Source organism: Paenibacillus sp. YYML68 (assembly GCF_027923405.1).
GTDB lineage: Bacteria > Bacillota > Bacilli > Paenibacillales > NBRC-103111 > Paenibacillus_G.
Genome location: NZ_BQYI01000001.1, coordinates 1918226 through 1933174 on the forward strand (window position 1 = coordinate 1918226; position 14949 = coordinate 1933174).

Below are 14949 nucleotides of genomic sequence, written 5' to 3' on the forward strand. Positions count from 1 at the left end.
GGAGCGGGCCCATGGCGGAACGTCATGCATGGGCTGACATCATTGAAGAGGTGTCTGAAGCCCAGCATATCGAGCAAATTAGAGAAATACGCGACCGGGCTCATGAACAGTTCCTCGGACAGCTGTCATCGCTAGGCACGTTCGATTGGAATGCAGGCGTGAATCAATTTCATGATGCGATTATCCAGAGTGTGATCGCAAGGTCGGAGCTTGAAGTATGTGAGGAGCGAGGGGAAGAGGTTCCGCTTCCTTTCGCCTTCCTCTTGTTCGGAAGCGGCGGACGCAAGGAGCAGACGCTGTGGAGTGATCAGGATAATGGGATCGTCTATGAAGAGCCGGAGCATGAGGAGGAGGCGATGGCGGCGGGCGAATTTTTCTCCGCACTATCGTCGCGAATTTCGACCAATCTGGAAGCTGCAGGTTATCCGCCGTGTACCGGTGGTGTGATCTGTACGAAGGAGCAGTGGCGACAGTCAATCGAAGGCTACCGACGTATGGTGCAAGGCTGGCTGGAGGAGCCGAATTGGGAGAATGTCCGCTACTTGCTCATTGTGGCTGATCTTCGGGTCGTATACGGTGAGGAGCAGCTAGGTCAGTCCATACTGGAGATGATCATCGCCTACATGAAGGCACATCCTCAGATGTATGAGCACATGCTGCAGAACACGCTTCATCATAAGGTGTCCATCGGCTTGTTCGGACAACTCATCAAGGAGCGGTACGGGGAGGACGCTGGTGGAGTCGACATTAAGTATGGTGCCTACATCCCGATCGTCAACGGAATCAGGCTGCTTGCGATAGAGGTAGGTATTCAGGCCTCCTCGACGGAAGATCGTATTCGCAAGCTGCTGGCTGAAGGACATGTGCCGGAGGATCCCGGGCATGATTGGTTGGACGCGCTGGCGATTGCATTGAAGCTGAGATCGATGACGCCCTATCAGCTGGAGAACGGAGCTTACACGACAAGAGGGAAGCTGACCGCAGATTTGCTAAATAGAGAGAGAACGACCGATTTGAAATTGTGCTTGCGCATCGGCAACGAGCTGCAAAAGTACGTCAAAAAGGCCGTACATTCGGAGATAGAGCAAAGGAAGAGGCAGGGTGAACCGAAATGAAGGACATGAGACGTCCTGGAGGCATGTGGAGCTTGTATAAAATGGGAGGCATTACACCTGCCATTACGTCGATGTTTGATATGAAAAGCGCGCAGCAAATGGCCTTCATCCGTTCCATGATCAAGGAGCAGCGAAAAAACTCGTTATACGATATTTCACTGGATACTGTTGAGCTGGTCGTTTTCGATTTGGAGACGACCGGTTTTTCTCCGTATAACGGGGATGAGATTATTTCCTTCGGCGCGGTGTCGGTGACGGGGGCGAACGTGTGCGAGGATGAAACGTACTACAGCCTGGTTAATCCGAAGCGGAGCATTCCGAACGAAATCGAGCAGCTTACAGGTATAACGAACGAGGAGGCTGCAGAGGCGCCCGACCTGCTGCATGCGTTGCGCGGGTTTCTCGAGTTCGTGCAGCAGAAGGTGCTCGTCGCGCACGGTACGGGTCATGACAAGCATTTTTTGAACGCGGCGCTATGGCGCACGTCCAAGGTGAACTTCTCGCACCGACTGCTCGATACGATGATGGTAGCCAAGTGGCTCAACCCGAAGCTGAAGGGCTACGATCTGGATACGTTACTCGATATATATGAAATCGAGGTGTCGTCTCGCCATCATGCGCTGGAGGATGCCCAGATGACAGCGAAGCTATGGTCGAAGCTCATTCCACAGGTGATGGAACGAGACGTCGAGACGCTGGGTGATTTGTACACACAGCTGAGCAAGCATGCCTAAATCCGCGAGCAGCATTTGGCTGTCGCGGTTTTTTTTTCGTTCACGGGGGGCAATGATGAATCTCAAGCTGCTCGCTGATCGTGAAGGCATCCTGGCGTCTGAAGCGATAGGCTCGAACGTCGGCGATACCGTCTGAGGTGACGCTAACGATCCAGTGTGTGACGTAGGAGCCCCACAGGGTGCCGACATCGGCGGCAGAAGGCTCAGGCGCAGCAGAAGGGTGGGAGTGCATGATGCCGAGCAGCTGCAGCTGTGGATGCTCGTAGAGGGCGCGGATCATCTGCCCCGGCTCCATGTGAAACTGTCTGTCCGTCCGGCGCGCTGCGTTGTCCACGGGTACGAAGCGTGTGACGACAGGAGCGGGCTGATGCTCCGCGCACTCCAGGCAGCAGAGGGAGCGGTCAGTGCGATCCGAGTTGTCGAAGCGGTCTACAGTAACCAAGCCGACCGTACCGTCCAAGCAGCCGAACAGGAAGCCGCACGCTTCCTGCGGCCACTTGCTGCGTGCATAAGCCGATAGCTCCTCGAGCACGTCTGCTCGGATGAATACCTTAGCTGAAGCCATGAGTCGTAATCCCTTCTACACGTATATTGCTTCTATTATACGCATAGCGGCTCGCGGCGTCAGCTACTGGCTCTGCAGCTGTCCCTTCGGCTTGATTAGGAAGAAGACGAGGCCGAGCGCGATGAAGGCGAGCACGGTCACCGTAATGAACACGATCTGGTGCGACATATCCATCATCCAGCCGAACAGCGGAGGGCCGAAGGCGACGCCGAGGAAGCGCAGGCTGTTGTACAGCGATGTAATGCCGCCGCGCTGGGCTCTCGGGACCGACCCGGTGATCATGGTGTTCAAGCAGGGCAGTAATAAGCCAGTACCGATACTGCTTAGCGTAAGCAGACCAATGAACAAGTACATGTTGCTGTTATAAAAAAAGATACATAGACCGAGCGATACGGTCATGATGCCCAGCCCGATATTCATCAGCCAGCGCATCAGCGTTCCGTTCTTCTTGATCAGGGCGCCTGTCGTGTATGAGGTGACGACCATGCCAAGCAGCGGGATGGCGAGAACTAATCCTTTCATGACACCGTCAATGTTGTACGGAGCCTCCTCGAGAATGTCGGACAAGTAGAACAGCACGCCGAACAGAACGAAGAGGGCGAGAGAGCCGGCGAAGAAGGCGGTGATGAGCCAGCGGCCTTTTTCCTTCAGGACGGAGAAGATGTTATGCAAGTAAGTGCCGAGCTTCTCCGGCTCCTTCTTCCGCTTCGGCTCCTTGATTAAGAACATGACCGCGAGCAGCGATAGCAGGCAGAATAGCGGGAAGGCGAAGAAGGCGGCATACCAGACGATTAAGGCAAGCAGTGAGCCGAGTATTGGGCTGAGCACCTTGCCTGTTCCGTTCGACGCCTCGATGAGACCGAGCGCCTTGCTCTCTGTGCCGTCGTTGTACATGTCCCCGGCCAGCGCCATCGCAATCGATGATGTACCGGCTGCGCCTAGGCCTTGCAGGGCACGTGCAATGATCAGGATCGTGTACGAATTCCAGATCGCCGCGAAGCCGGCCAGTATGCCTGCAGCTCCGTATATGATCAGCGACGGGATAATAATGCCTTTCCGAGAGAAGCGATCGGATAAGTAGCCTGATACCGGAATGACAAGTCCAGCCGTAACCGAGAACAGCGTAATGACAAGACTGCTCTGGAACTGGCTGATGGCGAGCTTCTCCTGCAGGTCAGGCAAGATCGGCACGAGCATCGAGTTGCCGAATACGAGCACGAGCGGGACGGATGCGAGCGCTATGAAGTCCAGCAGGTGTCCCTTCGTCTCGCCGCCTTGATCGCCGCTGCCTTTCTTCTTGTTCGAGCTCTCCTCCGCATGCGCATCTGGACTAATATCACTTTCAAAGATGATGGAGAGTCTTCGTTTCTTCGTCTTTTCCATCGTACAGAGCGACCTCCAGTGTATGCTGAATATACCGATACTGTGCCCGCGTTGGCACTCTGTCATGCTTGTACAGGTGGCGGCAACGTTTACCTGCTCATCAGCTGTAGCTCGAATGAGCGCTCCTGATGTGGTCATACTAGAGGATACAGCGTATTCATGAACAGGAGGGCAACTAGTCGATGCGAAATAGAATGAAGGTAGCAGTCGGTGCAGTCGTCGTACTGTTCATCGGTGGTGTCTTGCAGTGGCAGCATGTGAAGGAGCGAAGCTCAGAGGAAGCGGCCTCGGTATGGCAGCCAGCCGCATTACAGCAGTCTGCTGTAGCGCACCAATCGGGTGGGCAGAAGCTGACTAAGGGGGCGCCTGTGTACGAGCTGGAGGGGCTGGACGGTCGATCCTATACGATTGGCGGGAAGCGGGATAAGCCGCTTATCGTTAATTTCTGGGCGTCGTGGTGCGGGCCGTGTCATGAAGAGGCGCCGGATCTGTCCTACATATATGAGAAGTACGGCGACAAGCTGGATCTGTACGCGGTCAATACGACGAAGGCGGACCAGATGAACAGCGTCTACAGCTTCGTCAGCAAGCATAAGGTGAAGTTCCCTGTATTGCTTGATCGGTCAGGGACAGCGGCAGACGGCTACCGTCTCGTCTTCGTGCCTACGAGCTTCCTCATTGATAAGGAAGGGCGACTGCTGGAGACGATCCATGTGCTGCCACGGGCGGAGCTGGAGAGCAAGGTGCAGCGGCTGCTGAGCGAAGGGTAGAGGGGATCGGGTAAGAGTAGGGCTAGCGGCTTGCCGTCTGATCGGATTGGAAAAAGAAAAAAGCAGCAGCCCGTCGTCATCTGAACGATGACAGGCTGCTGCTTGTCAATAAAGCGGCAAGGGACACCGCTCACTGTACATTTAATGGTTCACGAGTCCAAGTCGTTCCTTCTGCTCTTCTGGCTTGCTGTCCGTCTTCGGCTGGTTCAGCAGCGCGTAGCGGAAGCTGTCGGCCAGCGCCTGCCAGCTCGCCTCGATAATGTTCTCGGAGACGCCGACTGTGCTCCATGTGTTATGGAAGTCGGTTGATTCAATCAAGACGCGAACCTTCGCGGCCGTCGCATCCTTCTCGTCGAGCACGCGAACCTTATAATCGGACAGGTGCATATCCTGGATGCCTGGATAGTAGGCGACGAGACACTTGCGCAGGGCGTTGTCGAGCGCGTTGACCGGGCCTGTGCCTTCGGCGGCGTTGTAGACCGTCTCGCCGTGCACCTTGACCTTAACGATCGCTTCGGACAGCACGGGCTGCTCCTGCGACTTCGCGACCATAATCTTGAACGATTCGAGCGTGAAGACGTCCTCCAGCTGACCGAAGGCATTGCGAATGAGCAGCTCCAGCGTCGCATCGGCACCCTCGAACTGATAGCCCTGATGCTCCATTTCCTTGATTCTCTCAATGAGCTGCTTCGTCTCCTGGTTGCTCGTATTGAAGTCGAGGCCCATCTCTTGCGCCTTGAAGACGAGATTGCTCTGTCCGGCGAGCTCCGATACGAGTACACGCTGCTTGTTGCCGACGAGCTCTGGTTGAATGTGCTCGTACGTGCTCGAGTCGCGCAGGATGGCTGATACGTGAATGCCGCCCTTGTGTGCGAATGCCGCAGCGCCAACGTAAGGCTGGTTAATCGGCATGTGCATGTTCGCGATCTCGCTGACATAGCGGGCGACATTCGTCAAGCTGGCGAGCTGCTCGTCGCTGATGACGTTATAGCCGAGCTTGAGCTGCAGATTCGGGATGATGGAGACGAGGTTCGCGTTGCCGCATCGTTCGCCGTAGCCGTTGATCGTGCCTTGTACTTGCGTAGCGCCTGCCATGACAGCTGCGAGGCTGTTGGCAACGCCGAGCTCACAGTCATTATGCGCATGAATACCGATCGGGATCTGCAGCGTCTGTCTGACCGCTGTGACGATCTCTGTCACCTCGTGAGGCAGCGTACCGCCGTTCGTGTCGCACAGGACGACCCAATCCGCACCGGCCTCCTCGGCCTTGCGGATCGTCTCGAGCGCATAGTCAGCGTTGCTCTTGTAGCCATCGAAGAAGTGCTCCGCGTCGTAGATGACTTCTAGTCCGTTCTGCTTCAGGTAGCGCACAGAATCGAAGATCATCGCGAGATTCTCCTCCAGCGTCGTCTGGATGGCAGTATGTACCTGGAAGTCCCAAGACTTACCGAAGATCGTGGCGACAGGTACACCAACCTCGAGAATGCGGTTCAGGTTCGGGTCTTGCTCGGCGAGCGTCCCCTTGCGACGCGTGCTGCCGAATGCTGTGACCTTCGCTTGCTTCAGCTTCAGCTCCCCGACACGGGTGAAAAATTCGATGTCCTTATTATTGCTGCCCGGCCAGCCGCCCTCGATATAAGTGACCCCGAGTGAATCGAGCTTCAGAGCGATTTTAAGCTTATCTTCAACAGAAAGGCTGATGCCTTCTCCTTGTGTGCCGTCGCGCAGCGTCGTGTCGAATATTTTTACGGTGCGAGTCATTCGAAATCCTCCTATTTCCTTAAGCCTGACCAAGTAAATTTCATTTTATTATAGCACAATGTTTCTTTCAAAGGATATGATTAGAGTAAAAAACTGCGCAAGTCAAGGAGGTGATCGTGATGAACGATCGCGCAGAGCATACAGCCGGAATAAACAGCGCCTATCCTGTGAATGGTAGAGTGATTCTTCATATTGATATGAACGCGTTCTACTGCTCGGTGCATGAGGCGGTAGAGCCGGATAAGTATAGAGGGAAGCCGATCGCCGTAGCTGGCAGTGTGGAGCTTCGCAAGGGCATTCTCGTAACCTGCTCGTACGCGGCGCGGGCGAAGGGGGTCAAGACGGGGATGCTCGTTCGCGAGGCACTGAAGCTGTGTCCCGACCTCGAATTGCTGAAGCCTGACTTCCATCTGTATCGAGATTTCTCCAGACGATTCATGAAGATTGCCTACGATTATTCACCGTTGGTCGAGACGATGTCCATCGATGAATGCTTCGTTGATATTACCGGGTCCAAAATATTCGGCACGCCCCTCGAAATTGCCAGCACCATTCAGCAGCGCATACTTAAGGAGCTCGGCCTCCCGTGCTCCATCGGCATTGCGCCGAACAAGCTGCTGGCGAAGATGGCTTCGGATATGAAGAAGCCGAACGGGATGAGCGTGCTCCGCAAGCGAGATGTGCCGAAAGTGCTGTGGCCGCTGCCATGCTCGGAGCTGTACGGAATCGGCAAGAAGACAGCAGATAAGCTGAAGCTGCTCAACATTGATACGCTCGGGCAGCTGGCGCAGGCAGACGAGAGTCTGCTCATCAAGCGCTTCGGCGTCGTCGGTGCATGGCTCAAGCGTGCCGCGAATGGCGAGGACGATTCACCGGTCAACCCCGAGCAGGAGAGAAGCAAGTCGATTGGACATACGACGACGCTGCCGGTCAATTATACAGACAGAAGTGAGCTCCATCGGGTGCTGCTGAACTTGTCCGATCAGGTCGGTCGTCGTCTGCGCAGGCAAGGACTGCTCGCTGGTACGGTTCAGATTACGGTGCGCGATCCCGATATGTCGACAATTACCCGCTCGGTCAAGCTGGATCGTCCGTCGGAGAATGCCGATGACTTCTACAAGACGGCCTGCAAGCTGTTCGATGCATACTGGCAGCAGGGCAGTCCTGTCCGGCTCGTCGGGGTCACGCTCCAAGGCTTAACCGAAAAGAAGGAGTCGGCCGTCCAGCTCGATCTGTTCGATTACCAGCAGCAGCCTGTCAAGGAGAAGCTGACGAGGACGCTCGATGCGCTGCGCGACAAGTTCGGCGAGAATGCGGTGCTGACGGCCGGCATGCTCGGTGATGATCCGTCTACCTTAATTCGTAATTCGAAGGTTCGCGGGACGTCGCTGCAGATGGACCATCTGAAGCTGCGCGGCTTGGCTGATGATGATTCTACCTGACTCTTCCAGTCGTAAGGATGTAATTTCGAAGTCGCTAAGGGTATAATAAAAGCAGTGGTCGCGATCGTTCTCAATAGGTTATCACTTTGATCAACACTTTCTATTTGAACTTTCGCATCTTTTATATTATATTTTAGGATGATGTTACACATTCGAGGGAGGAAGATTAGAACATGGCAAAATACACATGGGTTGAGAAAGATACCTGTATCGCTTGCGGCGCCTGTGGCGCGACTGCACCTGACATCTACGACTACGACGATGAGGGTCTTGCAGAAGTAATCTACGAGAACGACGGTAACAAGGGTGTTACTGAAATTCCGGAAGATCTGTATGATGATCTGCAGGATGCACAGGATGGCTGCCCTACGGATTCGATCAAGGTTGCAGACACACCTTTCAACAACTAATTATTACTCGTGAGCACCAAGCCTATTTCCTTATCGGATTTAGGCTTTTTTTGCATTTGTTACCCTGCAAACATAGTCCTTATGGTAAGATAGGCACATAGACTGGGTAATGGGGGCTATTCATGTTCAAGAAGGAATGGAGTAAGTCGAGCGTTGTCTTATTCGGGAATGCACTAATTATTATGATCTGCTTGCTACTGCTCGCATACGGCTCGTTACGCGTGTTGTCCAATCAGATCTATGACTGGAATCTGCAAGGCACGATGTCACAGCAGCCGCACGAGGACATCGTCGTCATCGGCATCGACGAGCGTTCGATCAAGGAGGTCGGTCCATATCCGTGGGATCGTACTGTATATGTGGATCTGATTCAGAAGCTGCAGCAGGGTGGAGCGAAGGTGATCGGCTTCGATATCGAGCTGTACACAGAGAGCTCGAAGCCAGAGAGCGACAGGCTGCTCGCTGCAGAGCTCGCGAAGCATGACAATATTATTTTGCCGTCTCACGCGCAGCTGGAGGGGCAGTTCAATCGCAGCACGACGGTGAAGGCGGGGCAGCTTATTCAGGCGCAAGGTGTACAGCAGCCGATTCCGCTCTTCAGGGAGCATGTGAAACGCGCCCACATTAATGCAGCGTTCGATATGGACGGCGTCATTCGCTCCAACTGGCTGCAGATTGAGACGCCGGAGGGCGTATTCCCGTCCATGGGTCTTGCGATGGCGCAGCTCGCAGGGGCAGACGTCAGTCGCTTCCTAGAGCTTCCAGTCTTGAAGGATCGGCCTCGCTCGGAGCTGCTGCTGCGCTGGGATGCGAAGGAGTTCGACTTCGAGACGATTCCTTTTATCAACGTGGTGCAAGGGAAGGTGCCGGTATCGGCGTTCAAGGACAGACTTGTGCTGGTCGGCTATGTAGCTCCAGGCTCGGATGAAGGCATTACACCGGTAGAGAACCATATGCATCTGGTGTATGCGCATGCGACGATTTTGAACCAGATTCTGAAGGATCAAGTCATTACGAAGGCGCACCACCTTGTAGAGCTGGCATTAACGCTCATCGCTCTGGCGCTGGCGGCACTGCTGTCATGGCGAGTTCGTGCGACGACCGGGGCGCTGATGATGCTCGGCTTCACCGTTGCGCTGCTTGCTGGTCAATATGTGCTGTTCATGACGAGCCAGCAATATATGGATGTCGTGAACGCCGTCGTGTGCGGCTTGCTCGCTTATCTCGGCAACCTGTCGATGAAGACGTACTTCGAGACGAAGCAGAAGCTGTACATAACGAAGCAGTTCGGTCGCTACATCTCGCCGGATCTTGTGAAGGAGATTGCGAGCAGCGAGCAGGAGATTAAGCTCGGCGGCATCAGCAAGGAGCTGACGGTGCTGTTCCTCGACGTACGAGGCTTCACACCGCTGTCCGAGAGGCTGAAGCCGGAGGAGGTTGTCGACTTCCTCAACATGATGTTCGACTTGATTACGGAGCGGGCGCTTGCCAATCACGGGACGATCGACAAATTTATCGGTGATGCCGCGATGATTCTGTTCAACGCTCCGCTGGACGTTCCGAATCACCCGTACTATGCCGTGAAGACGGCCTTTGAAATTCAAGCTGGCATGAAGAAGGTGCGGGAGGACGTGCTGGAGAAGTATGGAGTTACGATCAGCGTCGGTATCGGCATCAATACAGGAGACGTTGTCGTCGGCAATATCGGATCCTACTTGCGTGTCGACTACACGGCGATCGGGGATAACGTCAATACGGCGGCCCGGATCGAGTCCAACACGCAGCCGAACCAGATTCTCGTGTCGGAAACGACGTATGAGCTGACGAAGGCGTACTTTGAATATAACTTTGCAGGTGAGAAGCTGATGAAGGGGAAGAGTGCACCGCTCAAGCTGTTTGAGGTGCTGGACGTCACGGGAGCTCCCGAAGCTGCTACGGAGAGAGTGTCTAAGGGGTTAGGTAAATAATGTGAAACATCACACATTTCGACTTTTTTCACCGATATTCATTGTAAAATCTAGCTACCCCTATTAAAATGAAGGTACATTCAAGGCATGTCTAGTTCTTCATGCATAGAAGTCTGAGAGGAGTATGAACGTGAGGAAGAAATCTCATCTACGTCGTAATCGGCGCGGTACGCTCGTCCGCTTACTCGTCACGGCAAGCTTGGTGTCTACGACGCTGTCCTCCCCAATGGCGCTGCCTGCGCATGCGAGCTCCGTTCGTTCGGCGATCGTATCGGAGGTTACCGGAACGGTTACATATAAGAAATCTGGTGGCTCCAGATCCAATACCGTCTATCAAGACTTGACACTTAATGAGGGCGATTCGATCTCAACAGGCTCTGGTGCCTATGCTGTGCTGAAGATCGCCGATCGCGATGATCTCATTACGATTGATCAGAACACGGAGGTATACATATCCGAGCTGGTGGAAATCGATGGCGCGAAGAAGTCGAAGCTGAAGATGTGGGCTGGCTCTCTGTGGAGCAAGGTGAAGTCACTCGTCGCAAGCTCCGATGAGGTCGAGGTGGCAACGCCGACTGCGGTCATGGGTGTTCGCGGCACGCACTTCTATACGTATGTCAATCCGTTGACCGGCCAGGAGCTCATGCTCGTTGCCTCCGGGCGGGTACACGTCAATACGATTACAGCGACCGAGCTGATGGATACGCAAGGGGCGGTCATCTCGCCGTCGGAGTCGGGCAAATCGGTCATGGTGTACCCGGCGCAGCAAGTTACACTTGATAAAGGGCAAGAGGTACAAGATCTGAAGACGAAGGTAGAGTACGTCGACATCAATGAGCTCGTATCTGTTGCATCGCCTGCGGTGCTAGGCAAAATTATTGAGAATGTGCCGGATATTCTGCAGGAGAACGAAAAAGTCAAGGAGCAGCTGAAGCAGAAGTTCGAGCAGGGTGCTCAGAAGCCGGATCCGAATGCGGCCTTGTTCATTCCAACTGATGAGGTGCTGAAGAAGATTCAGTCCAATATTGATGCATTCTTGCCAAACGTGGCGAAGCAAGCGGTTGAGCAGAAAAAAGTAACGGAGCAGCAAATTCAAAATACGAATGCCAAAATTGCGGAAGCTCAAAAAAAGCTGGATCTGAACAATGTGCCAAAGCTCGATCCGAATGCAGGTAAAGATCCTGCGGCAGGGAAGCCGGTGAGCAAGCCGGCTGTCCAGGTCGGAGCGGGCAAGGAGGCCGAGGAGAACCGAAAGGCGGCTCCACAGCAAGCGATCGAGCAAGCGAAGGCGAGCACAACGAGCAAGGCCGCTGAGAATACGAAGGTAGAGACGAAGCTCGTTCAGACCGCCGAGCAGACGCTGTTGAACAGCTATACGGCATCGCAGCAGCAGCAATTCAATAAAGCGAAGACGGACAATACAGCGGCTAACCCGCAGCCTGTACAGGTGCCAAATTCCTCAGGCGGCGGAAGCAGCGGCGAGGTGCCGGCGAAGCCGGAGCTCGTCAGTACGGCGGTGACGAAGGCGCTAGTCAACCAAGAGGTCGAGCTGAAGCTGAAGGCAGCAGCAGGGACGACCGTTTCGGTCAAGAAGGCGGGCAGCACGGAGTCACCGCAGAGCGCAGCCGTTGTGGACGGAACAGCGACGATTAAGGTGAAGTTCAGCCAGCGCGGAACGTATACGTTGCACGCTTATACGACGAATAGCAACGGATCGAGCGAGTCGATCAGCCTGCCAGCTATTCAAGTGTACGAGCCAGCGGTGAAGGCGGTGCAAGCCGGACCGAGAAGCGGCTCCGAGGTAAGGCTGCAGCTGGATATTCAAGATATCGTAGATGGCACCACCTTGAATGAAAAGTCGTTCTATGCAGTAGAGGTGCATTTGTTGTATGACAAGACGAAGCTGACCTACAATGGACCAAAAGCGCTGCCTGATAATGACGGCACGCTATTCGACGGAGCTAATGGTGCCGAGGTAGTGAGGCAGGATAGTGGTGCAACACAAAGCGAGCTTACCTACGCTGGGTCACTCTTCCAGTCCTCGACTTCGAATCCAGCTAGTGAGATCAGTCTGAACGGTGCGAAGAAGACGCTTGCTTACATTCCGCTTACTGTGACGACGACGGACCCTTCGGCGGAAGTGACTGTGGCCTATGTGAAGGTCTTAGATAAGGCAGGGGACATCCTATTTGAGTCCAGCAACAGTCAGAAGCTGACCGTCAGCTTGACGAACTAGCGCATCCTGCAAGGTGAAGGAGAAACGAATATGAATAAAGTGTTACGAATCCTATTAGTCTCAGGGCTGGCAGCCGCTCTTGCTACAGGTGGCTCCGCCTCGGCGGCTTCCTTATTGGAGGGTGCGTTGCTCGGGGCGGATCAGAAGCCTCTGCTCACCGTCGATACCGCAGCTGGAACTGGACAACTCGGCAGCGCGAACGGCGCAGCCGCCTCGGCGACGTTCCGTATACCTGCCGGACTTGCGGTTAAGGCTGACGGGACTGTATATATCGCCGATTCCCGTAATCACGAGATACGCGCCATGAAGGATGGTAAGGTGGAGCTTGTCGCCGGTACGTTCTTCGATGTCGATGATAAGGGCTTCCCAGTGGGTGGTATGCTGGACGGTCAAGGGGAGCTAACCTTATTCACGAACCCTCACGGCATTTCGTTGGATAAAAATGGGAACTTGTACGTCGCTGACTCGGGTAATCATGCCATTCGCAAAATCGATGCATCCGGCAATGTGACGACGTTAGCGGGAGACGGAATTATCGGGCTCACGGATGATGTCGGCGGGAAGGCTCGCTTCTATCAGCCTCTGGATGTAGCTGTAGCCGATAATGGCACCGTCTATGTAGCGGATACGCTCAATCATGTCATTCGCCGCATTGCGACGAACGGCCAAGTGACGACGTTGAATGCGCCCTCTACTCGAGCGGTGGAAGTATCGCGTGGTCAGGCCGCTCCAGCGGGTGACTTCGCAGACGGCGAGCTGAAGAACGCGAAGTTCAACGAGCCGAGCGGTCTTGTCCTAGATGCGAAGGGCAACCTGTATGTGAGCGATTCGGGCAATCAGCGCATACGTTACATCGACCTGCAGCAGCAGACGGTAACGACGGTGGCAGGAGGCGGTCAAGCTTCCCGACTGACGGACTTGTATGTACCTGGCGAGTATGCAGACGGACCTGCTGCAGCGGCTCGCTTTCATTTTCCGATAGGGCTGGCCTTAACAGATAATGGCGGGATTGTCGTTGCGGATAGTCAGAATCACTCGATTCGTCTCATTGCGAACGGTCAAGTGACGACTGTTGCAGGTACAGCTAATCAGACAACGATGGAGCATGACGGCGTAGACAGGCATACAGGCTTTCATCGTCCGGTAGATGTTGCCGTGCTGAAGGATGGCAGTCTGCTCGTCGCCGATGCCTTCAATAATAAGCTTCGACATGTACAGCCATTCAAGCTTCCAGCTAATCTACCACAAGATGATAGCGTGAAGGTCGTCTTGAACAACGACTGGATTACGTTCGATGCACAACCGGAAATTACGAACGGACGCACGATGGTGCCGGTTGGTGCAATCTCCGAGGCGCTAGGCTACAAGGTGACGTTCGATGATGCGACAAGAGCAATTCAGTTGATCAAGGACGATGTGACCATTGAATTGTACGTTGATCGCACGGGGATTAAGCGATTGGTTGAAGGCGAGCGTGCCGTCGAGAAGGAGACGGACGCAGCTCCGTATATGAAGCAGGGCCGCACGTATGTGCCTGTTCGCTTCTTCGCTGAAGAGATCGGACTTGACGTGCAGTGGGATGGGAATTCCCGTACCGCTATTATTCGCACTAAGCTCCAAGACAATAATTAATCTCGATGTGGGCAGGAAAAGACTTATCCGATGGAGAAATGTATTTTAACATTCTTCATGAATCGGATCAGTCTTTTTTTCGACCTAGTGCCTTGCTCGGTTCATTATATCGTTCATCGGTGGGGGGAGGGGATTATCATGTCTATTGAGAACGACAAGCTGCTCGAGCGAATTGAACAGCTGGAGAAACGTAATCGAGAGCTGGAGCTGCTGCTTGCTTCTGCTTCTGTGCTGAGCCGCACGGATCTTGTTCAGGAGGAGCCGTTCTCGGTCAGTCTGATCCAATCACTCGTGCTGGCGCTTGATTCACGGGATCCGTATACGGCCGGTCATTCCTCGCGGGTAGCGCTATATTCGCTATGGATTGCTCGCAAGCTAGGCATGTCGGAGGAAGAGTGCCGTCAGTTCCATCGAGCTGCCTTAATGCACGACATTGGCAAGATCGGGGTGCCAGACCGTGTGCTGCTGAAGGAGGAGAGCTTGACCGACGAGGAGTTCCAGGTCATGATCTCCCATACGACGATCGGCGCGCGCATCTTATCGAAGCTGGAGCCGGAGTCGAGGATGGTGCAGGCGACGGAGGTCGCGAAGTACCATCATGAGAAGATGGACGGCTCGGGCTATCCGGAAGGGCTACTGGGCGAGGCGATTCCGTTCTTCGCGCGCATCGCTGCGGTAGCGGATGCATTCGATGCGATGACGACGGATCGGCCTTATGCGAAGGGGCGAAGCTATGCGGACGGGGTGAAGGAAATCATTCGGTGCCGGGGCACGCACTTCGATCCGGTCGTGGTCGATGCGTTCGAAGCGGTGATGCGCGAACGGCTCGGGCGTGAGTTCGATCGTTATGTGATGAAGCATGGTGATCTGGTGTAACAGAACCTGAGTGTACATAAGGAGCGACTCCCACAGGTATGCGGAGGCCGCTCCTTCT

General features: G+C 54.5%; 12 protein-coding genes. 9 read left to right on the top strand and 3 right to left on the bottom strand.

The window, feature by feature from the left end; translation table 11 throughout:
* Positions 1-11 precede the first annotated feature (11 nt).
* On the top strand, positions 12-1115 hold the full coding sequence (locus tag PAE68_RS08735) for a DUF294 nucleotidyltransferase-like domain-containing protein (RefSeq protein ID WP_281886072.1): 1104 nt from the start codon (positions 12-14) through the stop codon (positions 1113-1115).
* Entirely contained in the window at positions 1112-1849 is a 738-nt protein-coding gene (locus PAE68_RS08740; RefSeq protein WP_281886074.1) for an exonuclease domain-containing protein, read from the top strand. Before PAE68_RS08735 ends, PAE68_RS08740 begins: the two co-directional genes overlap by 4 nt.
* A gap of 40 nt (positions 1850-1889) precedes the next feature.
* Here the strand turns inward: PAE68_RS08740 and PAE68_RS08745 are convergent, their stop codons facing one another.
* Both PAE68_RS08745 and PAE68_RS08750 read right to left on the bottom strand, forming a co-directional pair.
* Positions 1890-2414 carry a M67 family metallopeptidase gene (locus PAE68_RS08745; RefSeq protein WP_281886076.1) on the bottom strand — a complete coding sequence of 175 codons (525 nt, stop codon included), beginning with the start codon at positions 2412-2414 and terminating at the stop codon, positions 1890-1892.
* A 63-nt stretch (positions 2415-2477) separates the two neighbouring features.
* Positions 2478-3797: an MFS transporter gene (locus PAE68_RS08750; RefSeq protein WP_281886078.1), complete on the bottom strand. Its 1320-nt coding sequence runs from the start codon at positions 3795-3797 to the stop codon at positions 2478-2480.
* A 182-nt stretch (positions 3798-3979) separates the two neighbouring features.
* Between PAE68_RS08750 and PAE68_RS08755 the strand changes: the two genes are divergently transcribed.
* Complete coding sequence (locus PAE68_RS08755) at positions 3980-4567, top strand: TlpA family protein disulfide reductase (protein WP_281886080.1); 588 nt, start codon at positions 3980-3982, stop codon at positions 4565-4567.
* A 141-nt stretch (positions 4568-4708) separates the two neighbouring features.
* On the opposite strand, the gene cimA is transcribed toward PAE68_RS08755, so the two are convergent.
* Positions 4709-6328: a citramalate synthase gene (gene cimA, locus PAE68_RS08760; protein ID WP_281886082.1), complete on the bottom strand. Its 1620-nt coding sequence runs from the start codon at positions 6326-6328 to the stop codon at positions 4709-4711.
* 119 nt (positions 6329-6447) lie between these two features.
* On the opposite strand from cimA, the gene PAE68_RS08765 reads away from it, so the two are divergent.
* The 6 genes from PAE68_RS08765 (at position 6448) to PAE68_RS08790 (ending at position 14891) form a co-directional block, all read left to right on the top strand.
* A complete protein-coding gene (locus tag PAE68_RS08765; RefSeq protein ID WP_281886084.1) occupies positions 6448-7770 on the top strand; it encodes a DNA polymerase IV in 1323 nt (440 codons plus the stop codon).
* Between the two features lie 173 nt (positions 7771-7943).
* Positions 7944-8180 carry a ferredoxin gene (locus tag PAE68_RS08770; protein WP_281886086.1) on the top strand — a complete coding sequence of 79 codons (237 nt, stop codon included), beginning with the start codon at positions 7944-7946 and terminating at the stop codon, positions 8178-8180.
* Between the two features lie 122 nt (positions 8181-8302).
* A complete protein-coding gene (locus PAE68_RS08775; protein WP_281886088.1) occupies positions 8303-10147 on the top strand; it encodes a CHASE2 domain-containing protein in 1845 nt (614 codons plus the stop codon).
* 130 nt (positions 10148-10277) lie between these two features.
* The gene (locus PAE68_RS08780) at positions 10278-12383 is read left to right on the top strand and encodes a FecR domain-containing protein (RefSeq protein ID WP_281886089.1); all 2106 of its coding nucleotides are present in this window, start codon (positions 10278-10280) and stop codon (positions 12381-12383) included.
* A gap of 30 nt (positions 12384-12413) precedes the next feature.
* Positions 12414-14015, top strand: coding sequence for a stalk domain-containing protein (locus PAE68_RS08785; protein WP_281886091.1), 1602 nt, complete (start codon positions 12414-12416; stop codon positions 14013-14015).
* Positions 14016-14153: 138 nt separating this feature from the next.
* Complete coding sequence (locus PAE68_RS08790) at positions 14154-14891, top strand: HD-GYP domain-containing protein (RefSeq protein ID WP_281886093.1); 738 nt, start codon at positions 14154-14156, stop codon at positions 14889-14891.
* Positions 14892-14949: the final 58 nt, after the last annotated feature.